The 24,234-nt window shown below is 66.3% G+C and carries 25 protein-coding genes and 1 pseudogene; 21 read left to right on the forward strand and 5 right to left on the reverse strand.

Annotated elements, in window-relative coordinates; all coding sequences use genetic code 11:
• The first annotated feature begins 10 nt into the window (after positions 1-10).
• Positions 11-697 (forward strand): tRNA (guanosine(37)-N1)-methyltransferase TrmD, encoded by a 687-nt coding sequence (gene trmD, locus ACQP0C_RS11785; RefSeq protein ID WP_433732966.1) that lies wholly within the window; start codon positions 11-13, stop codon positions 695-697.
• A 153-nt stretch (positions 698-850) separates the two neighbouring features.
• Positions 851-1,072 (forward strand): hypothetical protein, encoded by a 222-nt coding sequence (locus tag ACQP0C_RS11790; RefSeq protein ID WP_433732967.1) that lies wholly within the window; start codon positions 851-853, stop codon positions 1,070-1,072.
• 57 nt (positions 1,073-1,129) lie between these two features.
• Here ACQP0C_RS11790 and ACQP0C_RS11795 read toward each other — a convergent pair whose 3' ends face one another.
• Entirely contained in the window at positions 1,130-1,984 is an 855-nt protein-coding gene (locus ACQP0C_RS11795; protein WP_433734513.1) for a response regulator transcription factor, read from the reverse strand.
• A 96-nt stretch (positions 1,985-2,080) separates the two neighbouring features.
• Here ACQP0C_RS11795 and ACQP0C_RS11800 point away from each other — a divergent pair, with 96 nt between their 5' ends.
• The 4 genes from ACQP0C_RS11800 to ACQP0C_RS11815 all read left to right on the forward strand — a co-directional run bounded on the left by ACQP0C_RS11800 (position 2,081) and on the right by ACQP0C_RS11815 (position 9,137).
• Positions 2,081-3,928 carry an AMP-binding protein gene (locus ACQP0C_RS11800; protein ID WP_433732968.1) on the forward strand — a complete coding sequence of 616 codons (1,848 nt, stop codon included), beginning with the start codon at positions 2,081-2,083 and terminating at the stop codon, positions 3,926-3,928.
• Positions 3,928-5,574, forward strand: a complete 1,647-nt coding sequence (locus ACQP0C_RS11805; protein WP_433732969.1) for an AMP-binding protein — start codon at positions 3,928-3,930, stop codon at positions 5,572-5,574. Before ACQP0C_RS11800 ends, ACQP0C_RS11805 begins: the two co-directional genes overlap by 1 nt.
• Before the next feature lie 258 nt (positions 5,575-5,832).
• Positions 5,833-8,241, forward strand: a complete 2,409-nt coding sequence (locus tag ACQP0C_RS11810; RefSeq protein WP_433734514.1) for a Tex family protein — start codon at positions 5,833-5,835, stop codon at positions 8,239-8,241.
• A 29-nt stretch (positions 8,242-8,270) separates the two neighbouring features.
• On the forward strand, positions 8,271-9,137 hold the full coding sequence (locus tag ACQP0C_RS11815; RefSeq protein ID WP_433732970.1) for a hypothetical protein: 867 nt from the start codon (positions 8,271-8,273) through the stop codon (positions 9,135-9,137).
• A 66-nt stretch (positions 9,138-9,203) separates the two neighbouring features.
• On the opposite strand, the gene ACQP0C_RS11820 is transcribed toward ACQP0C_RS11815, so the two are convergent.
• The gene (locus tag ACQP0C_RS11820; protein WP_433732971.1) at positions 9,204-10,073 is read right to left on the reverse strand and encodes a sigma-70 family RNA polymerase sigma factor; all 870 of its coding nucleotides are present in this window, start codon (positions 10,071-10,073) and stop codon (positions 9,204-9,206) included.
• Positions 10,074-10,124: 51 nt separating this feature from the next.
• Between ACQP0C_RS11820 and ACQP0C_RS11825 the strand changes: the two genes are divergently transcribed.
• The 9 genes from ACQP0C_RS11825 to ACQP0C_RS11865 all read left to right on the forward strand — a co-directional run bounded on the left by ACQP0C_RS11825 (position 10,125) and on the right by ACQP0C_RS11865 (position 17,765).
• Positions 10,125-10,271: a hypothetical protein gene (locus tag ACQP0C_RS11825; RefSeq protein WP_433732972.1), complete on the forward strand. Its 147-nt coding sequence runs from the start codon at positions 10,125-10,127 to the stop codon at positions 10,269-10,271.
• 181 nt (positions 10,272-10,452) lie between these two features.
• Positions 10,453-10,794, forward strand: a complete 342-nt coding sequence (rplS, locus tag ACQP0C_RS11830; RefSeq protein ID WP_011210681.1) for a 50S ribosomal protein L19 — start codon at positions 10,453-10,455, stop codon at positions 10,792-10,794.
• Between the two features lie 108 nt (positions 10,795-10,902).
• Positions 10,903-11,646, forward strand: a complete 744-nt coding sequence (lepB, locus tag ACQP0C_RS11835) for a signal peptidase I (protein ID WP_433732973.1) — start codon at positions 10,903-10,905, stop codon at positions 11,644-11,646.
• Between the two features lie 43 nt (positions 11,647-11,689).
• On the forward strand, positions 11,690-12,493 hold the full coding sequence (locus ACQP0C_RS11840) for a ribonuclease HII (RefSeq protein WP_433734515.1): 804 nt from the start codon (positions 11,690-11,692) through the stop codon (positions 12,491-12,493).
• 43 nt (positions 12,494-12,536) lie between these two features.
• On the forward strand, positions 12,537-12,842 hold the full coding sequence (locus ACQP0C_RS11845) for a DUF2469 domain-containing protein (protein ID WP_011210678.1): 306 nt from the start codon (positions 12,537-12,539) through the stop codon (positions 12,840-12,842).
• Positions 12,843-13,026: 184 nt separating this feature from the next.
• The gene (locus tag ACQP0C_RS11850) at positions 13,027-13,383 is read left to right on the forward strand and encodes a YraN family protein (RefSeq protein ID WP_433732974.1); all 357 of its coding nucleotides are present in this window, start codon (positions 13,027-13,029) and stop codon (positions 13,381-13,383) included.
• The gene (locus ACQP0C_RS11855; RefSeq protein WP_433732975.1) at positions 13,383-14,891 is read left to right on the forward strand and encodes a YifB family Mg chelatase-like AAA ATPase; all 1,509 of its coding nucleotides are present in this window, start codon (positions 13,383-13,385) and stop codon (positions 14,889-14,891) included. The genes ACQP0C_RS11850 and ACQP0C_RS11855 overlap by 1 nt, the downstream gene beginning before the upstream one ends.
• A gap of 345 nt (positions 14,892-15,236) precedes the next feature.
• A complete protein-coding gene (gene dprA, locus ACQP0C_RS11860) occupies positions 15,237-16,421 on the forward strand; it encodes a DNA-processing protein DprA (protein WP_433734516.1) in 1,185 nt (394 codons plus the stop codon).
• 423 nt (positions 16,422-16,844) lie between these two features.
• A complete protein-coding gene (locus tag ACQP0C_RS11865; protein WP_433732976.1) occupies positions 16,845-17,765 on the forward strand; it encodes a tyrosine recombinase XerC in 921 nt (306 codons plus the stop codon).
• 31 nt (positions 17,766-17,796) lie between these two features.
• On the opposite strand, the gene ACQP0C_RS11870 is transcribed toward ACQP0C_RS11865, so the two are convergent.
• The gene (locus ACQP0C_RS11870; RefSeq protein WP_433732977.1) at positions 17,797-18,084 is read right to left on the reverse strand and encodes a hypothetical protein; all 288 of its coding nucleotides are present in this window, start codon (positions 18,082-18,084) and stop codon (positions 17,797-17,799) included.
• Positions 18,085-18,179: 95 nt separating this feature from the next.
• Positions 18,180-18,521 (reverse strand): annotated as a pseudogene (locus ACQP0C_RS11875) (TetR/AcrR family transcriptional regulator); the annotation flags it as partial.
• Between the two features lie 464 nt (positions 18,522-18,985).
• On the opposite strand from ACQP0C_RS11875, the gene ACQP0C_RS11880 reads away from it, so the two are divergent.
• From ACQP0C_RS11880 to ACQP0C_RS11905, 6 genes are all read left to right on the forward strand, one after another.
• A complete protein-coding gene (locus tag ACQP0C_RS11880; protein ID WP_433732978.1) occupies positions 18,986-19,717 on the forward strand; it encodes an acetoacetate decarboxylase family protein in 732 nt (243 codons plus the stop codon).
• A gap of 182 nt (positions 19,718-19,899) precedes the next feature.
• On the forward strand, positions 19,900-20,523 hold the full coding sequence (locus ACQP0C_RS11885) for a DUF3159 domain-containing protein (RefSeq protein WP_433732979.1): 624 nt from the start codon (positions 19,900-19,902) through the stop codon (positions 20,521-20,523).
• Positions 20,520-20,885, forward strand: a complete 366-nt coding sequence (locus tag ACQP0C_RS11890) for a YidH family protein (RefSeq protein ID WP_433732980.1) — start codon at positions 20,520-20,522, stop codon at positions 20,883-20,885. Before ACQP0C_RS11885 ends, ACQP0C_RS11890 begins: the two co-directional genes overlap by 4 nt.
• Entirely contained in the window at positions 20,882-21,187 is a 306-nt protein-coding gene (locus ACQP0C_RS11895; RefSeq protein WP_433732981.1) for a DUF202 domain-containing protein, read from the forward strand. The genes ACQP0C_RS11890 and ACQP0C_RS11895 overlap by 4 nt, the downstream gene beginning before the upstream one ends.
• Before the next feature lie 64 nt (positions 21,188-21,251).
• The gene (locus ACQP0C_RS11900; protein WP_433732982.1) at positions 21,252-23,150 is read left to right on the forward strand and encodes an alkyl/aryl-sulfatase; all 1,899 of its coding nucleotides are present in this window, start codon (positions 21,252-21,254) and stop codon (positions 23,148-23,150) included.
• Positions 23,151-23,229: 79 nt separating this feature from the next.
• Positions 23,230-23,595 carry a hypothetical protein gene (locus tag ACQP0C_RS11905; RefSeq protein WP_433732983.1) on the forward strand — a complete coding sequence of 122 codons (366 nt, stop codon included), beginning with the start codon at positions 23,230-23,232 and terminating at the stop codon, positions 23,593-23,595.
• 69 nt (positions 23,596-23,664) lie between these two features.
• On the opposite strand, the gene ACQP0C_RS11910 is transcribed toward ACQP0C_RS11905, so the two are convergent.
• Positions 23,665-24,183 (reverse strand): DUF1990 family protein, encoded by a 519-nt coding sequence (locus ACQP0C_RS11910; protein ID WP_433732984.1) that lies wholly within the window; start codon positions 24,181-24,183, stop codon positions 23,665-23,667.
• Between the last annotated feature and the right edge of the window lie 51 nt (positions 24,184-24,234).

Here is a 24,234-nt window from a genome sequence, read left to right on the forward strand (position 1 = left end):
AGGGGGCAGCATGAAACTCGATGTCGTCACGATCTTTCCGGAGTATCTGGAGCCGCTGCGAACGGCGTTGCTGGGCAAGGCGATCGACAAGGGGCTGATCTCGCTCGGCGTGCACGATCTGCGTCGCTGGACCCACGACGTGCACAAATCCGTGGACGACTCGCCTTATGGCGGCGGGCCGGGCATGGTCATGAAGCCGACCGTCTGGGGCGAGGCCCTCGACGCGGTGTGCCCCGATGACGCGCTGCTCGTGGTGCCCACGCCCGCCGGGGTGCCCTTCACCCAGGCCACCGCCCAACGCTGGGCGAGCGAGAAGCACCTCGTATTCGCTTGCGGCCGTTACGAAGGCATCGATCAACGCGTCTTCGACGACGCCGCCCGCCGGGTTCGCGTCGAAGAGGTCAGCATCGGCGACTACGTTCTCATCGGCGGCGAGGCCGCGGTCCTCGTCATGGCCGAGGCAGTGGTCCGACTGCTCCCCGGCGTGCTCGGCAATCAGCAATCCCACCAAGAGGATTCGTTCTCCGACGGGCTGCTCGAAGGCCCGAGCTACACCCGCCCGGTCTCCTGGCGCGGTCTGGATGTTCCGCCGATCCTGCTGTCCGGAGATCATGCCAAGGTCGCCGCATGGCGACGCGAACAGTCGCTGGCACGGACCCGCGAACGGCGTCCGGATCTGCTCGCCGACCACGACTGAGCCGCGCTGCGGCCCGGCCTATCGGGTGTCGTCACCGAAGTCTTCGAATGTACGGATACCAACCCGTGAACGAATGTATCGTTAACTAACGGTACGTTAAACGACGGGTAGGTGACTGTGCGGACAGTGGCGGGGCTCGGGACGGTGCGTCGAGTGGTGGCCTCGACCCTCATCGGCGGCGCGATGATGGTCGTATCGGATCTTGGTGCGCCAGAACTCGTTGTGATCAGAGCCGCCGCGGATCGCGACACGCATGACCGCGACTCCGATCGCGAGGGCCAGCGCGGCCGCAGCAGCAACCATGGCCAGTACAAAGGACGCGGCGAGCGTCCCTGCCAGTACACCCCCGAAGGGTTCTGCACCGGCGGGCGCTGAGTGCATCGCGGCACCCGAGAATCACGCAGTGATCATTGCACGCGCCGATAGCGCCGGTCAGGGTAGTAAACCGTGGCGGCGGGCGGTGACCACGGCCTCGTGGCGCGAGTGTGCGTCCAGTTTGGTCATCGCGTTGCGCAGATAGCTCTTGACCGTCTCCGCACTGAGGGAAAGGCGTTGGGCGGCTTCCTGATTGGTGCAGCCGAGCGCGATCTGGGAGAGCACGTCCAGTTCGCGTCGAGATAGGCGCGGGGCGTCCGGTGACGGGTCGCCGACCAGGACCCGGGTGAGGCGTTCGCAGATCGCGTGCAGGCGTTCGCGGAGTTGTTCATCCGCGGCCGAGCGGGCCGCGCCGCGGAGTTCGGCGCTGATATCGCGGAGTTCCTCGGCGATGGCGGGGGCGGTATCGGGCGCGGGGATCGTCGTTTCCAACAGGCGCAGGCGGCGGTCGACCTCGTCGCGGATGGTGATCTCGGTGGCCAGGCGGCGGCTGGCCTCGACGACCAGATCGGCGGTGCGGTCGCCGAGCGGGGTGCCGCCGCGGTTGGCGGCGTAGAGCACCGCGCGGGAACGGTTGGCGACCACCACGGGGACCGCGACGACCGACCGGATGCGTTCACCGGAGACCGGGCCGTCGTAGTGGTGGGTGATCGAGGAGGCACTGCGGTAGTCGGCGACCGAGGCCGGGCGGCGCATGTCCATGACCCGGCCGCCGAGTCCGGAGGTGCGCAGCACGGTGAGCCCGCGCAGACCGTTGGTAACGGTGCCGACGAATTCGGTGAGCAGCAATGCGTCGTCGTGCACCTCGCCGCCGAATACCACCGGCACACCCGCCTTGGTCGCCACCCAGCGGATCTCGGAGCGCAGCGCGTCGCCGTCGCGCGGGCGCAGCAGGGCGCGGGTGTGGGTCAAAAGACTCACCCCTTTTCGGGGGTAGTGCCGGACGTGATGTGACCCACATCCTATTGGAGATCGAGGTGGCCTGGATCACCGATGAGGAGAGGCGAGATGACTGCGGACCTGAGCGCGCGCGTGCGCGAGTTACTGGAGACCTACGGCGGACCCGACGCCAGTGCGGCGGATCTGCTGTGCGACCGGCACCCCGCCGACCAGGTCGCGTTCACCGTTGTCGATTCCGATCTGACCTCGACCGACCTCACCTACGGTGAGCTGCGCGAACGCTCCCAGCGCTGTGCGGCCGCCCTTGCCGACCTCGGCGTTGGGCCGGGTGATCGAGTCGCGACGCTGATGTCGAAGTCCGCGGATCTGGTGGTGGCGCTGCTCGGCATCTGGCGCCGTGGCGCGGTGCACGTCCCGCTCTTCACCGCCTTCGCCCCGCCCGCCATCGCCTTCCGCCTCGAGGCCAGCCGTGCCTCGCTCGTCATCGCGGACGCGGATCAGGCGAGCAAGCTCGTCCCCGGTGACGACATCCCGACTGCGCCGACGTGGCGGGTCATCATCGCGGGGGACGGTCGGACGACCGGTCGCGCGTCAGCGACCGTCGCAGCCCAGGACTCGGCCGAAAAGCCGACAGCGAACTCGGCTGCCGAGGAGCAAGTCAGTGCCGTCGCGACAGTCACGGAGCATGTCGCCGAGGAGCAGTTGGGTGCTGATGTGACTGCGGGGCGCAGCGCCGAGGCGCAGACAGGCGACGAAACGCCTACTGCCGGCCGCGACGCCGAGGAACCGGCGGCGACACCGCTGCGGTTCGCGGATGTGCTCGCGCAGTATTCCGCTGATGACCCGCGAGCCGCTGCCGCGACCGTCGGTGGCGATGGGCTGCTGGTCCAGCTGTTCACCAGCGGCACCACGGGCACTCCAAAGGGCGTGCCGATTCCGGTGCGCGCGCTCGCGGCATTCCATGCGTACCAAGAGTTTTCCCTCGATGTGCGCACCGACGACGTCTATTGGAATGCGGCCGATCCGGGTTGGGCGTACGGCCTGTACTGGGCGATTCTGAGCCCGCTGGCCTCCGGCATCCGCAGTCTGCTGCTGCACGCCGCGTTTTCCGCACCGCTGACCTGGCAGGTGCTCGAGCGGTTCGGCGTCACCAATTTCACCGCAGCGCCGACGGTCTACCGCGCCTTGCGCGCCGATAGCGCCGCTGTCCCAACAAATCTCCGGCTGCGGCGGGCCTCATCGGCGGGCGAACCGCTGACCCCGGATGTGGTGACCTGGTCGGTCGATACCTTCGGCATCGCGGTTCGCGACCACTACGGGCAGACCGAACATGGCATGCTCATCTGCAATTCCTGGCACGATGCGCTGCGGGTGGACGCGCCCCCGGGCTCGATGGGGCGCACGATGCCGGGTTGGCATTGTGCGGTGCTCGCCGACGATGCCGATATCGAAGCGCCGATCGGCGAGTTGGGCCGGGTCGCCATCGATACCGAACGCAGCCCGCTGCTGTGGTTCATCGGCTATCTCGACGCTCCGGAGCGCACCGCGCAGCGCTACACCGCCGACGGCCGCTGGTATCTGACCGGTGATGCCGGATCACAGGATGCGAATGGCTTCTTCCACTTCTCGGCCCGCGACGACGATGTCATCATCATGGCCGGATACCGCATCGGCCCATTCGAGGTCGAGAGCGTGCTGGTACTGGACGAGCGGGTGGTCGAGGCCGCCGTGGTCGGCATGCCCGACGAACTGCGCGGCGAGGTGCTGGAGGCATTCGTGGTGCTGCGCAACGGATTCGAGGGGAATCCCGAACTCGAGGCCGAATTGCAGACCCTGGTGAAGCGGAAGTTCGCCGCGCACGCCTATCCACGCAAGGTGCATTTCGTGGACGCACTGCCCAAGACGCCCAGCGGCAAGGTGCAGCGGTTCATCCTGCGGCAGCAGGGGGTTCGGTGATGTCCACACTTGCGAGTTACGCCTCTGGCACCGCGGAAACCCCGCTGCTCGGCGACACCATCGGCGACGACTTCGACCGCATGGCCGCCGCCTACGCGGACCGAGAAGCGCTGGTGGACTATCCCACCGGTCGTCGCTGGACCTATCGCGAACTCGCCGCCGCGATCGACGCACTCGCGACCGGGCTTTCGGTGCGTGGCATCGGCAAGGGCGACCGCGTCGGCATCTGGGCGCCGAACTGCGCGGAGTGGTTCCTCACCCAGTACGCCACCGCGAAACTCGGTGCGATCCTGGTCAATATCAATCCGGCCTATCGCACCAGCGAACTGGAGTACGTACTGCGCCAGGCCGGCGTGTGTCTGCTGATCGCCGCGCCGGAGTTCAAGACCTCGAACTACGTCGCCATGATCGAGCAGGTACGCCCGGCGTGTCCGGGTCTGGAGCAGGTACTGGTGCTCGGCACGCCCGAATGGGATGCGGTGGCACGGACCGATATCGATGCCGAGCGACTTGCGGCGATCGCCGCGACGCTGTCCATGGACGACCCCATCAATATCCAATACACCTCCGGCACAACGGGTTTCCCCAAGGGGGCGACGCTCAGTCACCACAACATCCTCAATAACGGCTACTTCGTCGGCGAACTCTGCGGCTACACCGAACAGGACCGGATCTGCGTGCCGGTGCCGTTCTACCACTGCTTCGGAATGGTCATGGGCAACCTGGCGAGCACCAGTCATGGTGCGGCCGTGGTGATTCCGGCACCTTCGTTCGATCCGATGGCAACCTTGGGCGCGGTCGCGGCGGAGCGGTGTTCCTCGCTCTACGGCGTGCCGACGATGTTCATCGCGATGCTCGCGGAGCTGGATTCGGGCACCGATGTCGACCTGTCCAGTCTGCGCACCGGCATCATGGCCGGATCGCCGTGCCCGGTCGAGGTGATGAAGCGGGTGATCGATCGCATGGGGATGAGCGAGGTGTGCATCTGTTACGGCATGACCGAAACCTCCCCGGTATCGACGCAGACCCGCCGCGATGACAGCATCGACCGCCGCACCGCGACCGTCGGCCGGGTAGGACCGCATCTCGAGGTCAAAATCGTCGACCCCGCAACAGGTTTGACGGTGCCGCGCGGTGCACCCGGTGAACTGTGCACCCGGGGCTATTCGGTGATGCTCGGCTACTGGTCCGAACCGGAGAAGACCGCCGAGGCCATCGATGCCGCCCGCTGGATGCATACCGGCGATATCGGCGTCATGGACGACGACGGATACCTCGCCATCACCGGCCGGATCAAGGACATGGTGATCCGCGGCGGTGAGAATATCTACCCGCGTGAGATCGAGGAGTTCCTCTACACCCATCCGGACATCCTCGACGCCCAGGTGATCGGCGTCCCCGATCCGAAATACGGCGAGGAGCTGATGGTCTGGATCCGAATGAAGGACGGCACAACACCATTGGACGCCGACGCGGTCCGCGCATTCTGCACCGGCCGGCTCGCGCACTTCAAGATTCCGCGCTACGTGCACGTCGTCGAGGAGTTCCCGATGACCGTCACGGGCAAGATCCGCAAGGCTGAAATGCGTGAGCTGGCTGCGGCAATGCTCGCCTCTTCGGAGGCGCGCAGACCGAGTGACTGCTGATTTCGGGAGTACACGGGCAACTCGCCGAGGACGTCCAAAACTCCGCCAACTGCTCGACTGTCGGCCCGCGACGACACCGTTCGAGCACCTCACGACCGCCCGGGGTGGCGGGGGAGCGTGAGCTGTCCAAGGCCATGCTCGACCTGCCCGACCGACGGTGACACGCGCAATTCGGGCGTGCCCGTACCGGTTTACCTGGGCGTGGGCCGTTTGTCAGGCGACAACGGTAGTGTCTCGGGCGTGACGACAGCGCCCGAGATCGCCAGTTCAGCGACGAACACCGACACGACCGCCGCCGCACCGGCCGCGACCAGAGTGCTGGCCAGCGTGGGCCAGCGCATCGCCGATGAGCTCGGCGTGCGCGAGAGTCAGGTCCGCGCCGCCGTCGAGCTGCTGGATGCGGGCTCGACCGTGCCCTTCATCGCGCGGTACCGAAAAGAGGTCACCGGCGGCCTCGATGACGCCCAGCTCCGCCAGCTCGATGAGCGCCTGACCTATCTGCGCGAACTCGACGAGCGCCGCGGCGCGATCATCGAATCCATCAAGGGCCAGGGCAAACTCGACGACGTACTGCTCGGGCAGTTGATGATGGCCGAGACCAAGGCTCGCCTCGAGGACATCTACCTGCCGTACAAGCCGAAGCGGCGCACCAAGGCGCAGATCGCCCGCGAGGCCGGTCACGAGCCGGTCGCCGACGCGCTGATCGGAGATCCGACCACCGATCCGGCGCAGTACACCGCCGAACAGCTCGACGGCGCCCGCGCCATCCTGGTCGAGCGTTTCGCCGAGGACGCCGACCTGGTCGGTGAACTGCGCGAGCTGATGTGGAACCGCGGTCAGGTCAGCTCGAGCGTGCGCGCGGGCAAGGAGGAGGCGGGCGCGAAGTTCGCCGACTACTTCGAGTTCAGCGAGCCGTTCAGCAAACTGCCCTCACACCGGATCCTCGCGTTGCTGCGCGGCGAGAAGGAAGAAATCCTGCAACTGCAGCTCGAACCCGATACCGAAGAACTCGAGCCCGGCGAGCGGTCGATTTACGAGGGCCGAATCGCGGTGAAGTTCGATATCGCCGATCGGGGCCGGGCCGCCGATAACTGGCTGCTGGACACGGTGCGCTGGGCGTGGCGCACGAAACTGCAAGTGAGCCTTGGCATCGACACCCGCATGCGGCTGCGTCAGGCGGCCGAGAAGGATGCCGTCGATGTCTTCGCCGCGAACCTGCGTGACCTGCTGCTCGCCGCACCCGCGGGCACCCGCGCCACCATGGGCCTGGATCCGGGCTACCGCACCGGCGTGAAGGTCGCGGTCGTCGATGCGACCGGCAAGGTCGTCGCCACCGAGGTCATCTACCCGCACAAGCCGCAGGGGCAGACCGAAAAGTCCCTTGCCGTACTCGGTGCGCTGGTGGCCCGGTTCGGCGTCGAGCTCATCGCCATCGGCAATGGCACCGCCTCGCGCGAGACCGATGCCCTTGCCGCCGAACTGATCTCGCGCATTCCGGAGAACAAGCCGACGAAGATCGTGGTGTCCGAGGCGGGCGCGTCGGTGTACTCGGCATCGGCCTACGCCTCGCAGGAACTACCGGATATGGACGTCTCGCTGCGCGGTGCGGTATCGATCGCCCGCCGCCTGCAGGACCCGCTGGCCGAGCTGGTGAAGATCGACCCGAAGTCCATCGGGGTCGGCCAGTACCAGCACGATGTCTCCGAAACGCTGCTGGCCCGCTCGCTCGGCGCGGTGGTCGAGGATGCGGTGAACGCGGTCGGTGTCGATGTCAACACCGCGTCGGTGCCGCTGCTGTCGCGAGTATCAGGCATCGCCAACTCGATCGCCGAAAGCATTGTGGCGCACCGTGATCAGCACGGTCCGTTCCGCAGCCGCACCGCGCTGCTGAATGTGCCGCGCCTGGGCCCGAAGGCCTTCGAACAGTGCGCGGGCTTCCTGCGCATCCGCGGCGGTGACGATCCGCTCGACACCTCCGCCGTGCACCCCGAGGCCTATCCGGTGGTGCGGCGCATCCTGGAATCGACCGGACGCGGCATGTCGGAACTGATCGGCAACACCACGACACTGCGCGCGCTGAAGCCCGCCGATTTCACCGACGAGAAGTTCGGTATCCCCACCGTCACCGACATCATCACCGAACTCGAGAAGCCGGGCCGCGACCCGCGTCCGGAGTTCAAGACCGCCGAATTCGCGGCGGGTGTGGAGAAGGTCGCCGACCTCGAACCGGGCATGGTGCTCGAGGGTGTGGTCACCAATGTGGCCGCCTTCGGTGCCTTCGTCGATGTCGGCGTGCATCAGGACGGACTCGTGCACGTCTCGGCCATGTCGCACAACTTCGTCAAGGATCCGCGTGAGGTCGTGAAGTCCGGCGACGTCGTCAAGGTGAAGGTGCTCGAGGTCGATGTCGCGCGTCAGCGCATCGGGCTGTCGCTGCGGCTGGACGACGAACCGGGTGCGGCCAAGGCCGACGGCGGTCGCGGCCGTGGCCAGGGTGGTCGGGGCGGACCCGATCGCGGCGGGCAGCGGCAGAATGGTCAGGGTAAGCAGCAGGGTCAGGGACGCCAGCAGAATCAGGGCCGCAACCAGGGCAACCAGCGCCGCAACGCACCCGCGCCGAGCGGTTCGATGGCGGATGCGCTGCGCCGGGCAGGTTTCGGACAGTAGGGCGATACGGGCGGAGGTTGTAGGCGGCCATGCGACGGTGGCTCGAAGATGATGTGATCGCGCATGGTCGTCTGCCGCTGCTGTGCTTTCTGCTCGGGTTCATCGTCGGGTTCCTACTGATCCGGCTCAGCGTCCGGTTGATCCGCAAGCAGGTCCGCTGGTGGCCCGGAAATCTGCGCTCCGGCGGCGTGCACATCCACCACATGGTGTTCGGGGTCATCCTCGTGCTGTTGTCCGGCATCGGGCTGGTCACGACGTACCAGAACGCCGATACGCTCACCGCGAGCCTGCTCGCCGCCGCCTTCGGTGTCGGTGCGGCCCTGACACTCGACGAATTCGCGCTGATCTTCTACCTGCGCGATGTGTACTGGGAGGAACAGGGCCGCACCTCGGTCGACGCGGTCTTCGTCGCGCTCGCCGTGACGGGACTGCTACTGCTCGGCTTCCATCCGCTGTGGTTATTGGATATCAATGACTTCCGCCGCGACCCCAGCATCCAGGTCCGGATCTTCATCGTCGTTTTCGCGGTGGTGAACCTCGGGCTCGCGGCCATCGTCATCGCGAAAGGCAAGATCTGGACCGGCCTGTTCGGCATGTTCTTCCTACCCCTACTCGTCGTAGGCGCACTACGCCTGAGCCGACCGGGCGCACCATGGGCCCGCTGGCGCTATCCCGGCAAGCGACGACTGATGTACCGCGCGATCGTCCGCGAACGCCGATACCGCCGCCCAGTGATCCGAGCGAAGATCTTCGTCCAAGACCTGGTCGCAGGAAAACCCGACGTAGTCCACGTCCGCGAGGCCGCCGAAGCCGAACTGGCCCGCACCGTAGTCCCCGCCCCACCCGCCCCCGCCCACTGGCACCTCCCCATGTCCGACCACTCCCACCACCCCTAGTGTCCCGAGTTCACGAGAATGAGTTGTGCACGGGTGTTCTCGACGTTTGCCTGCACCAGCGCATTCTCACGGGGTGGGTTGGGGGAGGCGGGTGGGATCGGAGAGGAGGTCGATGGTGGTGATTTTGTTGTTGGTGATGGTGAAGGCGAGGAGGGAGATGGGGGTGCCGTTGATGGTGTTGAGTAGGGCGGGGTGGCCGTTGACGAGGACTGGGTGGGAGATGGTGGCGTTGGCGGCGCGGTGGAAGGTGTCGAGTTGACCGGCTACTGCGGTTGCGCCGTGCAGGATGCGCATGCCGGGGAAGAGGGCTCCGGCGTCGGCGCGCAGCACTACGTCGGGGTCGAGAATGGTCAGTAGGGCTTCGAATTCGCCGCCGCGGGCGGCTGCGAGGAAGGCGTCGACGACCTTGCGTTGCCGAGGCAGGTCCTTATCGGGGCGCGGGGCCTGGCCTTGGACTCTGCGGCGGGCGCGGCTCGCCATCATCTTGGCCGCGGCCGCGGACTTGCCGATGATCGGACCGATCTGATCGAAGGGCACCGCGAACATATCGTGCAGTACGAAGGTGACGCGCTCCGCGGGATTCAGTGAGTCCAGTACGACGAGTAGCGCCAGACCGACCGAATCGCTGAGCACCGCTTGCTGTTCCGGCTGCGTGCCGTCATCGGCAGTGATGATCGGATCGGGTAGGCGGGCCTCGAAGACCTCCTCGCGCCGGATCTTGCGCGAGCGCAATATGTCCAGGCAGATGCGTCCGACGGTCGTGGTCAACCACCCGCCGAGATTGTCGATCTCGCCGGTGTCGGCCCGGGACAGTCGTAACCAGCCCTCCTGTACCGCATCCTCGGCCTCGCTCAGCGAACCGAGCATGCGATAGGCCACCGCGATCAGGTGCGGGCGATGCGCCTCGAATCGGTCGGCCAAATCGTTTTCGTCCACAAAGGTCTCCTCGACGTCGCTCGAAGAGATGACTGAACGAATGCCGCGAATGTGACATCGCGGGCCGTCGGCAACGGTTTCGCGGATCCGCGCAGCGGACTGGCCTATGGCTACACTCGGCGGCGCGCGGCCTTCGGGTTCAGCGCCCCGGAGAACGATCGTCTCGCGGCGGCCGTGCACCGTGCGGCCACCCGCTGAGCGGGGCTTTTCCCGAGGCAGGGCAGGGTCGATTTCTCCGGTGACCCGCTGATCTGGCACAATGCACAGGTTGCCCTGGGTGCTTTCGGCCCACGGAGCACCCCTTTATTCGGAGCATGAACCGGTCGAGTACGCGAGTGCCGCCAGGGTCCTCTGCTCGCGCGAACATCAGAAGGATGAAATGAACACCCTTGACTTCGTCGACGAAAAGTCGCTGCGCAGCGACGTCCCCGACTTCCGGCCGGGCGACACGCTCAACGTGCACGTGAAGGTCATCGAAGGCTCGAAGGAGCGCATCCAGGTCTTCAAGGGCGTCGTGATCCGGCGCCAGGGCGGTGGCATCCGCGAGACCTTCACCGTCCGCAAGGTGTCGTTCGGTGTCGGCGTGGAGCGCACCTTCCCGGTGCACAGCCCGAACATCGACCACATCGATGTCGTGACCCGCGGTGATGTCCGCCGGGCCAAGCTGTACTACCTGCGCGATCTGCGCGGCAAGGCTGCCAAGATCAAGGAAAAGCGCTGACCTTGTAGCACAACGCAGCTCGGCACGATAGTTCTTCAGTAGCCCGGCACCGGACGTCAGTCATGGTGCCGGGCTAATCTGTTCGGCGTGGCAGACGAAAGTGGGTCGATGACTGTGTCCGGTTCGGACGACGAGGGTGCGGGCCGTCGCTCGCGACGCGCAAAGCGCAAGCAACGCCCCTTCTGGCAGGAACTGCCGGTCCTCATTGTCATCGCCGCGGTGATCGCGGCCTTGATGGTCAGCTTCGTCGGGCGACCGTATGTCATTCCGTCGCAGTCGATGGAAGAGACCCTGCTCATCGGCGACCGCATCTATGTGGAGAAGCCGAGCTATTACTGGGGCAATCCCGAGCCCGGTGATGTCGTGGTGTTCGTCGGTCCGCCGTCGTGGAATACCCGCTACCAGTCCATCCGGTCGAGCAATGTCGTTGTGCGCGGCGTGCAGAACTTCTTCTCCTTCTTCGGGCTCGTCCCGCCGGATGAGAACGATCTGGTGAAGCGGGTGATCGCCGTCGGCGGCCAGACCGTGCAGTGCTGTGACGCACAGGGCCGGGTCCTGGTGGACGGCAAGCCCTTGGACGAGCCGTACGTCAAGAACGACTACCCGTGGTATCCCGGACAGCAGAATGCGACCTACCCCGCGGGCCGGGTGTTCGGCCCGGTGAAGGTGCCCGAGGGCAACCTGTGGGTGATGGGCGATAACCGCAACCAGTCCGCCGACTCGCGCGCCCACGTCAGCGACAATCTGCAGGGCACCGTCCCGATCGACAATGTCCGCGGCAAAACCGTCTTCAAGATCTGGCCGCCCACCCGCATCGGCCCGGTGAAAGCGCAGGATCCCCAGACGAACTGATCGGTGCGGGCCGCAGGATAATTAGACGGTGGGGCAGAGTCGAGTGGCACAGGATAAGGGCGCGACTCCGGGTAACGGGTGGCCGCCGCGGGTCGTCATGCGTCGGGCAGGTGGGTTGCGCACCCTGGAAGCAGCGCTGATCCGCAGCGGACTAGGACCCGTCGCGGGTGTCGACGAGGCGGGGCGGGGACCGTGCGCCGGACCGCTGGTGGTCGCTGCCTGCCTGCTCGCTCCCAAGGCCTACGACAAGCTGGCCGGACTCGACGATTCCAAGAAACTCACCGAATCGGTGCGTGAGCAGCTGTACCCGGTCATCACCCGGCTGGCGCTGGCCTGGAAGGTCGTGGTCATTCCGGCCTGGGAGATCGACTCCATCGGCATCCATGTCGCCAATATCGAAGGCATGCGCCGCGCCGTCGCCGGGCTCGGGCGGACGCCAGGGTATGTGCTCACCGACGGATTCCGGGTGCCCGGTATTCCGGTGCCTTCGCTGCCGGTCATCGGCGGTGACGCGGCCGCGGCCTGCATCGCGGCGGCGAGCATTCTGGCCAAGGTGACCAGGGACCGGATAATGGTCGAACTCGATGCGCGCTTTCCCGGCTATGGTTTCGCCGCGCACAAGGGCTACAACACGCCCGAACATACCGCCGCGCTCGAACGGCTCGGACCGAGCAGTGAGCACCGCCGATCCTGGCGCAATGTGCGGGAGGCGGCGGGGTTGCGGCCGGTCGCCGCCGTCGAATGCGCCGACGCGATACTGGCCGATGAGGTTTTGGCCGGTGCGGTCCTGGTCGACGGCGCCGAACCGGATAGCCGAGTGGCTACCGACCCGGCGCATGCGAGATGATGTCAACATACGCAGTGCGGCGAGAAGGAGGACGTCCCACCCGATGAGTGCCGAGGACCTGGAGAAATACGAAACCGAGATGGAGCTCTCGCTATATCGGGAGTACAAGGACATCGTCGGTCAGTTCTCGTACGTGGTGGAGACCGAGCGCCGCTTCTACCTGGCCAACTCCGTCGAATTGCGGCCGCAGAACGCCGACGGCGAGGTGTACTTCGAGGTGCGCATGAGCGACGCCTGGGTATGGGATATGTACCGGCCGGCGCGCTTCGTGAAGCATGTCCGGGTGATCACGTTCAAGGACGTGAATATCGAGGAGTTGGAGAAGCCGGATCTGCGGTTGCCGGAGTAAGGCGCCGCACTGCGGGGTGGTCGCGTAAGCGCCGCCCCGGCTCGGTAGCACGGGGCACCGACAAATACGTCGCGGGTGGGTACCGGGTGCTCGAGTTGTCCACAGCTCAGCGGTTATCCACAGGTTTTCTGTTCGCCCAGGTCGCTGCCGTCGACCGGTGCTGTGGTCCGGGCACGCTGAGCTGGTGGCAGATAACCAGGCGCTCGGCGCACAAGGGGAAGAACTGGCGGCACGGTTCCTGCAGGCCGCCGGGATGGAGATCATCGGCAGGAATTGGCGGTGCAAATACGGCGAACTGGATCTGATCGCCAAGGACGCCGAGGTCACCGCCTTCGTCGAGGTGAAAACGCGGACCGGGGCCAAGTTCGGCACGCCCGCCGAGGCGGTCACCTTCGATAAACAGCAGCGGATACGGCGGCTCGCCCTGGTGTGGCTGGCCGAACAGGACGGTCCGTGGCGCAATATCCGATTCGATGTCATTTCGGTATTGCTGCACCGCGGTCACCGTCCGATCATCGACCACCTGAAAGCCGTGTTCTGATGGCGTTGGGGGTGGCGTATTCGGTCGCCGTAACCGGGGTGGACGGTCAACTGGTCGAGATCGAAGCGGATATCGGACAGGGTCTGCCCTCGGTGCATCTGGTCGGACTGCCCGACACCGCGCTGCAGGAATCCCGCGACCGAGTGCGCTCGGCGGTGGCGAATTCGGGGGAGAAGTGGCCGGACGGCCGGGTGATTCTGGCGCTGTCCCCGGCGACCTTGCCCAAAATCGGCAGCGTCTACGATTTGGCCCTTGCGGTCGCGGTACTCGATGCGGCGGGCGCGATTCCCTCCGATCGGCTCGGAAAGACCGTACTGCTGGGGGAATTGGCGCTCGACGGCCGGGTCCGCCGCGTGCGCGGCATACTGCCTGCGGTGATCGCGGCGCGCAATGCGGGCTGGTCTCGGGTGATCGTGCCGGAATCCGCGCTGGCCGAAGCCGGTCTGGTGGATGGCATCGAGGTCTTCGGCGCCGCCAGCCTGCGCACCGTCGTCGCGTGGCTGCGTGGCGAGGGCGTACTGCTCGAACCCGATGGCATCCTGCCCGATACCGTTCGCTGCGGCGGCGATCTGAGCGAGGTGGTCGGCCAGGAACAGGCTCGGTGGGCACTGGAGGTGGCCGCGGCGGGCGGTCACCACCTACTGCTCACCGGGCCGCCCGGAATCGGCAAAACCATGTTGGCGCAACGTCTTCCGGGCCTGCTGCCGCCCCTCACCGAATCCGAAGCCCTCGAGGTGACGGCCATCCACTCGGTCGCCGGTGCGCTCTCCGGCGACCACCCCTTGATCACCATGCCGCCTTTCGTCGCGCCCCATCATTCGACCTCGGCCAGCGCCATGGTCGGTGGTGGATCGGGGACCGCACGTCCGGGTGCGGTCAGCCGCGCCCATCGGGGCGTGCTGTTCCTCGACGAATGTGCCGAGATCGGCACCAAGGTGCTGGAAGCGATGCGAACTCCCTTGGAAGAGGGCGAAGTTCGCATCGCCCGCCGCGACGGAGTGGCGCGCTATCCGGCCCGCTTCCAACTGGTGCTCGCCGCGAACCTCTGCCCCTGCGCCCCCGCCCGCGATGTCGACTGCATCTGCCCGCCGCTCGCCCGCCGCCGATACCTCGGCAAGCTGTCCGGCCCGCTGATGGACCGCATAGATATCTGGGTCCAGATGCACGGCCACTCGGGCGCGTCGTTCGCCGCCGATGAGGCCGAGAGCAGCGAGGTCGTACGCGGCCGAGTAGCGGCGGCAAGGCAAGCGGCAGTACACCGTTGGAAGGAATTCGGCTGGGCCACCAACGCCGAAGTCCCCGGCCACATCCTCCGCCAACGATTCCGACTCCCCCACGAAGCTACCGCACCCGTAGAGGCCGCCCTCCGCCTCGGCCGCCTCTCCGCCCGCGGCGCCGACCGCGCGATCCGCGTCGCGTGGACAATCTCCGACCTCCGCGGCGCGGACCTACCCGGAGCGCAGGATGTACTGGCGGCGTTGAACTTTCGACAGCGGGGGGCACAGTGACCGCGCGTTGGGGAGTGAGGTCATCGGAGTCTGCGGCCGTGTGCGACAGGGCCGATCCAGCGGTGGTCGCGGTGCGTACGTCCTGCTGCGGCATCGGCCTGGCCGGTGTGCGGGATGTGTTGGCGGCGTCGAACTTCTGTGATGGGGTGCGTGATGAATGAGGAGTGGACGGCCGGGGCATCGGTAGCGGATGAGCATGCGGCGGACGGGGGTATCCCCGGGGCGGATCGTGGAGGGGTGGCAAGTGCCGAGGGGGCGGATGTGGGATACGCATCGGGGGCGGCGGGGTGTGCTGGCGGGCTGGTGGGCAGCGGATCTTCTCGCTCGAGGTATGGGGTTGTGGATTTGGACGATTGGGGGTCGGTGAATACCGACGCAGTTATCGGTGGGGATGGCGCTGATGAGCGGCGGTTGGCGTGGGCGTATCTGTCGCGAGTGGTGGCGGGGCCGTGTGCGGCGCTGTCGTTGTTGATCGAGTCGGTTGGGGTGGTGGAGGCGGCGCGGGCGGTGCGGGAGTGCGCGTTGCCGGAGTCGTTGTTGGGGCCGACTTCGAAGCGGCGGGAGATCGATTGTGCGGCAAGGGATCTCGGGGTGATGGAGCGGATCGGCGGACGTTTGGTCACTCCGGATGATCCGGAATGGCCTGCCTGGCGGATGTTGGGCCTCAGCCAGCTCGAGCCGGGACGCGATCGGGACGGGGCCGTGCCGTTGGTGTTGTGGGTGCGTGGGCCGCGGTCGCTGCTGGAGTCCAGTGAGCGCGCCATCGCGGTGGTCGGGGCGCGGTGCAGTACCGGATACGGCGATCGCGTCACCGGTGAGATCGTCGGTGATCTGGCTGCACAAGGCTGGACGGTTGTATCCGGTGCCGCTTTCGGTATCGACGGTATGGCCCATCGTGCCGCTCTGGCCATTGGCGCCCCGACCATTGCGGTGCTCGCCTGCGGTGTCGACCGCCCCTATCCCGCCCAGCATGAGCGGCTGTTGGCCGAGATCGCCGAAACCGGTTTGGTGATCAGCGAATACCCGCCCGGCACGGTCGCCCACAAGAACCAATTCCTGGCCCGCAACAGACTGATCGCGGCTCTGGCAGACGGCGTTCTCGTGGTGGAGGCAGGGCTGCGCAGCGGTGCACGCAACACCGTCAAATGGGCCCGCCGCCTCGGCCGCCCCGCCCTCGCCATCCCGGGCCCGGTCACCTCCGCGGCCTCGGTCGGCTGCCACCGCATGATCCGTGAAGGTGAGGCCCTACTCGTTACCCGTGCCGAGGAGGTCATCGATGAAGCAGGCCCACTGCGCCTTTCCTTACCGACTCAACAGTCGTCCGGCCCAGGCGACCGCGTGCTCGGCGACGAAGCATCGGTCTTCGCGGTACTCCCGAAAAACGGCTCCCGCCAGCCGAGAGCCATCGCCGACGACGCCGGTCTCGAACTATCCACCGTCCGTGCCATTCTCCCCGCACTCGAACTGGCCGGACTGGTCGGCATGGATGAAAACGGTTGGTACCGAACCACGAAGAGCCCGAAACCATGAGTGCCCCGCGCGCCCAAACCCGAAGAGGTCGGGCGCCGGGTCATGCCAGTGCGCTCAGCGGGTGTTCGCCCTCTCGCTCTGCCGAGACCGTGAAGGTTTCGCCCTCCGAGACTTTGAAGGGCTTGCGCCTCGCCCCAACGCCACCAGACATATTGGAATTGCTGTCGCACACCGGGTGATGATCGCGCAGAGGGTATAGGGTCTGCGCGACCTTCGTTGGTTGTGCAGGACGTCCACTTGCTGTGCGACATCGGTGGTCTGGCGCGTGTTCTTTGGAACAAGGGTGGCTTGCGCTGTGGAACCGGTCTATCCGGCCAGGTCGGACTTGGTGGCGTGACGAGGGCCGGGTGGAAGGTAGATGAACCCGGTGTTGGTGCGGCGTGCTGACTTGCCAATGGGGGGTGGGACGGTGACGGTGGGGGGATGGAGTTGCCGGAGGATCTCGAGGCGTTGCTGATGGAGTACGGGCGGCATCTGCGGTTGGGGCGGAATCGGTCGGCGCACACGGCGCGGGCGTATGTGGGGGATGCGCGGTCGCTATTGGGGCATCTGGTTGCGCGGTCGGCGGATTCGGCAGTGCGGGAGATGGATTTGGCGTTGTTGCGGTCGTGGCTGGCCGCGCAGTCGGCCGATGGTGCGGCACGCACGACCATGGCGCGGCGGGCGTCCTCGGCAAGGACATTTACGGCGTGGTTGACCAGTACCGGGCGGCTCGCGATCGATCCCGGACTTCGGCTCGGTTCGCCGAAGGCGCATCGGGTGTTGCCCGCGGTGCTCGGTACACAGCAGGCCGTCGCGGCCATGGATGCGGCGGAATCCGGTGCGGTGCAACGTGATCCGATGGCCTTACGGGACCGGCTGATCGTGGAGCTGTTGTACGCCACCGGAATTCGGGTCAGTGAATTGTGCGGACTCGATCTCGACGATATCGATCGAGAGCGGCGCCTGATCCGCGTGCTCGGCAAGGGCAACAAGGAGCGATCGGTGCCCTTCGGCGTTCCGGCCGATGAAGCGATCGCGAACTGGCTGCGGTACGGCCGCCCCACCTTTGCCACCGCCGACTCGGGTCGCGCTCTGCTGCTGGGCCGCCGCGGCAAACGTCTCGATCAACGTCAGGCCAGAACGGTTGTCCACGAGGTCGTTTCAGCGATCCCGGGCGCACCCGATATGGGCCCGCACGGATTGCGACATTCGGCGGCAACCCACCTGCTCGAGGGCGGCGCCGACCTACGTGTCGTGCAGGAGCTGCTGGGCCACGCCAGCATGGCCACCACCCAGCTGTATACCCATGTCTCCATCGAGCGCCTGAAGAAAGTCCACGACCAGGCCCATCCCCGCGCCTGACCAGTTGGCCATGGCCGCAGGCACCCGAGTATCAGGTCCGCGATCCGCCCATCGTCGCCGCGGTACCGCTGTGCCGCGGCCACCACGACAGCTCGGACGTCTCGGCGTTCACATCCCTGCTGACCACTCCCGACTCTTGCGCCGCGCTCAGCAGTGCGCCGACCACGTCCCGCAGCTCTGCCGCCGCCTGCTGCGCCCCGGGGCCAGGCTCCACACCCGCGGCCGCGAGTGCCTCGATCGTGTCCTGCTTGGGCCCCGGACGTCCAACAAGGCCGGTGAGGTATGGGAAGAAACCCGTGTCTCTGTCACCGCCGTCCACAGCCGCTTGTGCCTCCCGCCGCAGTTCATCGAGATGTACGGCGACGATCGCGTCGTACAGCTGCTTTGCTTCGTCGTCGGTAAGTGACGGTGAACCGTCCCCGGTCCCACTCCGGCCCGGCGTGCGATCTCGTCCAGGGAAACCCCGACCCCGTCGATCAAGAACGCTTCTCGTGCCGCCTCCAGGATCTGTTGCCGGTTCCGCGGCGCGTCGGCTCGTAGTGGTTGCCCCAACGGCTGTCGAATGCCGCCCCACGCGACATTGCCGAACGACTCGTTCAGCTCACTGCCCCCGGCCCCAATGGCGACTTGGCCGACCTGTTCGCTGAGGATGCGGTCCTGGAGTTCCCCTTCTCCCCGCCTGGCGTTCCGCAGCATGCCCGGAGGCGCGAGGCCTTCCGTGCTCACCGGCTCGGCGCGGTCGGCGTGCAGCGCCATGAATCTGCCGACAAGGTCAGCATTTGTGAACCGACGACCCCGGCACTGTCGTCATCGAATACCGCCTGCGCGGCACCGTCATCCCGACCGGCAAGACGTTCTCGTCGACCAGGCGGCTGAGGACCCATGACATCCCGCCGTCCTTCGACATCATTGCGCTCGCACGTGTGCGCGATGGATTGATCACCTGGTTGCGCACGTACTCAAATCCGCTCGATGGTGCGATCGCCTTCGATACCGTCGCGGACCTCGTCGAGGCGTTGTCCACCACACACGCCGCGACCAAACGTGAACCTCGGGCTGTTCGAAATTCTGAAACGCGTTCGCGTGACAGGAATACATGTGGAATGGGTGAAATTGTCACTATTCTGATACGAGTTCTAGTTGGGAGGATTCGTGAACGCCGCACGATTCGTTGACCGGTGCGCAGTCGGCTCACGTCGCGCCCCAGGGTGGGTGGTCCGATGAGCATCCACACCGTGTTGGGCAAGGAAGTCCGGATGCCGGTGCGGATCCGGCTCGCGCGCGCGTTCATGGCGACCTATGCGGTTTCCGCGGCAGCCGCGCAGCGGGTGATCGACTACTCGGGGCTGGAGATTCTGCGGCTGCCCGGCAGTCGCGCGATGTGCACGCTCGTCTTCGTCGACTACATCGACGGCGATCTGGGGCCGTACAGCGAATTCGGCGTGTCGTTCATGGTCCGCCACCACAGCGCCGGACCTGCCACCGCACTCGGCGATCTCCGGGCTCTGTCCACGGGCGGAGCTGGCGTCCTCATCCATCGTCTCCCGGTCGATGGTGAATTCACCCTCGCGGCAGGTCGCGGGATCTGGGGATTTCCCAAAGAGATCGCGGATTTCGATGCACAGCACGAAGGCCGTGTGCGTCGTGGCGTGCTGCACCAGAACGGGCAAATGATCGTCGATCTCACCATCCGCCCCGGCCTGTCCGTTCCGGGACGCCGCAATGGTGCCGCATCGTTCGACGCCTACTCCCATATCGACGGGATCACCCGGTGCACGCAGTGGCAGATGGAACCGTCCGGTATGCGTGCCCGACCCGGCGGTGCCGAGTTGTTCCTCGGCGACCATGCTTGGGCCGATGAGCTGCGATCCATCGGTCTACCCAAACGCGCGATGACGGCCTCGGTCGTGGATCGACTCGCGATGACCTTCCAGGACGCCGCCACCCTCTGACGGTGGATGCGCCGCAAGGTCGCATCAGCGCGCAGCGAACTTCGTGGACGGCCACATCGCCGGCGGTAACCTGACGTAGCGGATCGTTTGCATACGGCAGGAAACCGGCCAGCGATGGAGAGGTGTCCGTGAATCCCGACGAGCAGCACGTTGTGGCCCCTGACCGGCGGCAACATGTAAACGTGATCGCCGAGATCTGGGGCGGGTCCCAGGCGATGCACGGTCCGCGGCACATCATTGATGGGGCCGCACCGGCAGTTGGGTTTCTGTTCGGCTATTCCGTGGCGGGTGCCGAAGTGGGTGGCTTCATCGCCATTCTGATCGCCGTCGTATTGGCGGCCTTCCGGTTGATCAGGGGCGATTCGGTCCGGGTCGTCGTGGCGTCGGCCTTGGTCATCCTGGTCTTCTCGCTCTTCGTCGAGATCACCGGCCAGGCCCGAGGCTTCTACCTGCCCGAAGTGGCACTGTGCGTCGTAATGACCGCGCTGTTCGGCGCGACCCTGCGCACCGGCAAACCGCTGAGCTACACCGTGAGCCGCCGAATCCGGCTCGAACCGGCGGAACCGGCCGATCCCGCGCTCCGGTTGCACCTGCATCGTCGAATCACCTTGGCGTGGTTCGTGTTCTGGGCCGTCATGTTGCCGCTGTATCTGGCGAACAAGGTGGTTATCCTCGGCACCGTGGCCTTGATTCTCGGCAAGCCCGCACTGCTCGTCATGCTCGCGGTGACCTGGCTGCGGGTGCGCGCCAAGGGGCCCCGCCCCGCCGAATCCGAGGGGCCGATAGTCGAAACCGAGGTGACGTGACTCTCCCGAATCCCGCCGAGGAATCCGAAGAAGGCGAAGAGGAGATCGACTATCGATTCACCCTCGCCAACGAGCGGACCTTCCTGGCCTGGATCCGCACATCGCTCGGGCTGCTCGCCGGTGGTGTCGCGGTACACACACTGGTGCAACCGTTCCGGATGGCGGGCCTGCGGCGGGCGCTCGCGATGAGCTGCATCGCGCTCGCGGTAATCGTCGCGGTTGGTGCGTACGGACATTGGCGGCGTGTCGGCACGGCGATGCGAAACGGCGAACCGCTGCCCAACACCATCATGGTGCCGATCCTGTCGTTGGGCATCGCCATCGTGTCGGTGCTGGCCTGCATCGCGGTGCTGCTGCGATGAGCGAGGGTCTGGCCGCAGAGCGCACCGCGCTGTCTTGGCGGCGCACTGCCACCAGCGCGATGGCGATCGCCGCGCTGCTGCTCAATCATGCGGTGACCAGCGGGTGGCGGCCCACTGCCGTCGCGGCGATCGGTGCGGCTATCACGATGGCGGCGCTTGCGGGACTGTGTTTTTCGCGTAATCGCACATTGCACGAGGGTCGCTTCGGTCACGGCCGGGGCGCGGTTGCCGCGACGACGGTGGCCGTTCTGGTCGTCGCTGTCATCGTGGCAGTGATCGCATCGACGGAGCCACCGCCCTGAAGCACCGAGGCTCGACATATCAACGGCAGGCCCCAGAACAGTTCAGCTGACGAGGAGGGTGGACATGACTACGACCGAGCCGAGCGAGTTGATCGTCGAGCGCCAGCGGCATGCGGCCGCGACGCTGCCATTCGCGGACACCGCCGATCTGGCGGACGCGGATCGCGGGTTCATCGCGGCGCTCGAACCGGGCATTGTCACCGCTGCCGACGGAACGGTGGTGTGGGACAACGACTCCTATGACTTCCTGCGCGAGCCGTGCCCGGCGTCGGTGCATCCGAGTCTGTGGCGCCAGTCCGGCGTGGTGGTCAAACAGGGGCTGTACCAGGTCGTCGAAGGGATCTATCAGATACGCGGCCTCGACCTGTCGAATATGACGTTGGTCGAGGGCGCCGACGGTGTGATCGTCATCGATCCGCTGATCTGCGCGGAAACCGCCGCAACCGGGCTGGCCCTCTATCGCGCGCACCGCGGCGACCGACCCGTCACCGGACTCATCTACACCCACTCGCATGTGGACCACTTCGGCGGCGCGCTGGGTGTGACGAGCGCCGAAGACGTTGCGGAGGGCCGCTGTCCGGTGCTGGCTCCGGCCGGATTCCTGGAGCACGCGGTGGCCGAGAACGTCTACGCGGGCACCGCCATGGCACGCCGCGCCGCCTACATGTACGGCGCGGCACTGCCACGCGGTCCATTGGGCCAGGTCGGTGCGGGCCTGGGCCAGACCACCTCCTTGGGCACTGTGACGCTGATCGCTCCGACCGTCGATATCACCGCTACCGGTCAGGAGCAAACGGTGGACGGGGTGCGCATCATCTTCCAGATCACCCCGGGCACCGAGGCTCCGGCCGAGATGAACTTCTACTTTCCGGACCACCGCGCGCTGTGCATGGCCGAAAACGCCACACACACCTTGCACAACCTGCTCACCTTGCGCGGTGCGCTGGTGCGTGACCCGCATGTATGGGCCGGGTACCTGACCGAGGCGATCAATCTGTATGGCCGCGATTCCGATGTGGTGTTCGCCTCGCATCACTGGCCCACCTGGGGTACCGATCGACTGGTGGAATTCCTTGCCCTGCAACGAGATCTGTACGGCTACCTGCACGACCAGACCTTGCGGCTGCTGAATCAAGGCCATGTCGGCAGTGAGATCGCGGAGCTGATCGCGCTGCCGCCCGCCATCGAAAACGTCTGGCACACACACGGTTACTATGGCTCGGTCAGTCACAATGTGAAGGCCATCTACCAGCGTTATATGGGCTGGTTCGATGGCAATCCGGCGCATCTGTGGGAGCATCCGCCGGTCGAATCGGCCAGGCGACATGTGGAATTCATGGGTGGTGCCGACGAAGTGCTCCGCAAGGCGCAGGCCGCCTACGATGCCGGTGACTACCGATGGGTCGCCCAAGTGGTCAATTACGTCATCTTTGCCGATCCACACAATCAGGCGGCGAAAACATTGCAGGCCAATACCTTCGAACAACTCGGCTTCGGCGCGGAGAATGCCACCTGGCGCAACTTCTACCTCAGCGGTGCGTATGAACTGCGCAACGGCTCGTTCGGCACGCCCACGACGACGAATGCTCCCACCATGCTCGCCGCGCTGACCGTCGAGCAGATCTTCGACGCCATGGCACTGCGCGTCGACGGCCCCAAGGCGTGGGATATGCGGGTGGTGACCGACTGGCATATCACCGACGAAAACCGCATCCACCGCCTCGAACTGCGCAACGGTCGCTTGACGCATTACGACCGTCCCGACGGTGTCACCCTTCCCGACCCCGACGCCTCGTTCACCTTGACCCGGCCGACGCTGATCCGAGTCCTGCTGTCGGGAGAGGACTTCGGTGCACTGGTCTCCTCCGGGGCGATCGCGCTCGGCGGCGACCCCACCAAACTCGCCGATATCGTCGGCGTCTTCGACCAGCCGGACCCGGATTTCGCCATCGTCACACCGTGAATGGATCGGAGCCGAACTCGCCGTGATCTCGCTCTAAATCCCTCGACCCGCGAGGTCCCGGCGCGTACGGTCGGCGACCATGTCCACTGAAGCCATCGACAAATCCGTGCCGCTGCGCGATCGCCTCCGAACCGCCCTGTTCGCCGCGATGAAGACGCGCGACCGCAGCGCCATCGCTGGTCTGCGCTCCGCGCTCGGCGCGATCGACAATGCCGAGGCCGTCGACACGGTGGACATCAAGGCCGGTGCCATCGAAACCAGTGCCGTGGGCCTCGGTGCGGCCGAAGTCCGCCGTCGCGACCTCACGGAGTCCGATATCGAAGAAATCGTTCGTGCCGAAATCGCCGACCGCTACAAGGCCGCCGACGAATACGACACCGTGGGCCGCTCCGATCACGGCGACGTACTCCGCGCCGAAGCGGCGGCGCTGACGGCGCAGCTCTGAGCCCGGGTTGGGCAGCATCGTCACGGATTCGGCTGTGCAGCAGCCGAATTGCGTGATGCGAGGGTCCTCTCAGGCTGACGTCGGAAGGGTGTCGATGTACTTTCCGGCGATGATGCGCTGGATGGCGCGGACAACCGGTCCACCTCGGCGGGCGTACCACGCGCCCGGGCGTGAGAATGCAGTCACCAACCCGTAGACGCTGTCGTCGGTGGGGTCGTATTCGACGGCGAACAGCTCTTCGCCGATTTCCGGGTGGCCGGGCAGTGTGCCGTAGGCGAAGCCGCGCCGGTCGAGTTCGTCGAGGACGTACACGACCCGGCACGGTGCGGTGATCCCGAGCGGGCCGACGCCGAGTCGCACCGTCAGCCGGGTCCCGGGCGCTGCGGTCGCGGTGTCGGCTTCCTGAAATATGCCGGTGCCCTTCTGCATTCGATACGCCAGGAGCTCTGCTCCCGCGCGCTCGAACAGTGCACGTCCGTGCCCGATCCGGCGGCGCAGCCGAAACCGGTGGTAGCCGGCCGGGAGCACATCCTTTGTCGCGCCGACCTCGGCGTAGGTGAACGGCGGATCCCCGAGCGCATATCCCATGGGTCGATCCTCGTCCCGGAACCATCGCGACGGAAGAGCGTGGTCCGACAC

It is taken from the genome of Nocardia sp. CA-129566 (genome assembly GCF_050956075.1).
GTDB lineage: Bacteria > Actinomycetota > Actinomycetes > Mycobacteriales > Mycobacteriaceae > Nocardia.

Bases quoted from the DNA above. Each gene is read 5' to 3' on its own strand.
- ACQP0C_RS11910 (WP_433732984.1), bottom strand. From the start codon at position 24,183: ATGGGATATGCGCTCGGGGATCCGCCGTTCACCTACGCCGAGGTCGGC.
- ACQP0C_RS11905 (WP_433732983.1), top strand. From the start codon at position 23,230: ATGTCCACTGAAGCCATCGACAAATCCGTGCCGCTGCGCGATCGCCTC.
- trmD (WP_433732966.1), top strand. From the start codon at position 11: ATGAAACTCGATGTCGTCACGATCTTTCCGGAGTATCTGGAGCCGCTG.
- ACQP0C_RS11815 (WP_433732970.1), top strand. From the start codon at position 8,271: ATGCGACGGTGGCTCGAAGATGATGTGATCGCGCATGGTCGTCTGCCG.
- ACQP0C_RS11895 (WP_433732981.1), top strand. From the start codon at position 20,882: ATGAGCGAGGGTCTGGCCGCAGAGCGCACCGCGCTGTCTTGGCGGCGC.
- ACQP0C_RS11855 (WP_433732975.1), top strand. From the start codon at position 13,383: ATGGCGTTGGGGGTGGCGTATTCGGTCGCCGTAACCGGGGTGGACGGT.
- ACQP0C_RS11800 (WP_433732968.1), top strand. From the start codon at position 2,081: ATGACTGCGGACCTGAGCGCGCGCGTGCGCGAGTTACTGGAGACCTAC.
- rplS (WP_011210681.1), top strand. From the start codon at position 10,453: ATGAACACCCTTGACTTCGTCGACGAAAAGTCGCTGCGCAGCGACGTC.
- ACQP0C_RS11880 (WP_433732978.1), top strand. From the start codon at position 18,986: ATGAGCATCCACACCGTGTTGGGCAAGGAAGTCCGGATGCCGGTGCGG.
- ACQP0C_RS11805 (WP_433732969.1), top strand. From the start codon at position 3,928: ATGTCCACACTTGCGAGTTACGCCTCTGGCACCGCGGAAACCCCGCTG.
- ACQP0C_RS11900 (WP_433732982.1), top strand. From the start codon at position 21,252: ATGACTACGACCGAGCCGAGCGAGTTGATCGTCGAGCGCCAGCGGCAT.
- ACQP0C_RS11865 (WP_433732976.1), top strand. From the start codon at position 16,845: ATGGAGTTGCCGGAGGATCTCGAGGCGTTGCTGATGGAGTACGGGCGG.
- ACQP0C_RS11845 (WP_011210678.1), top strand. From the start codon at position 12,537: ATGAGTGCCGAGGACCTGGAGAAATACGAAACCGAGATGGAGCTCTCG.
- lepB (WP_433732973.1), top strand. From the start codon at position 10,903: ATGACTGTGTCCGGTTCGGACGACGAGGGTGCGGGCCGTCGCTCGCGA.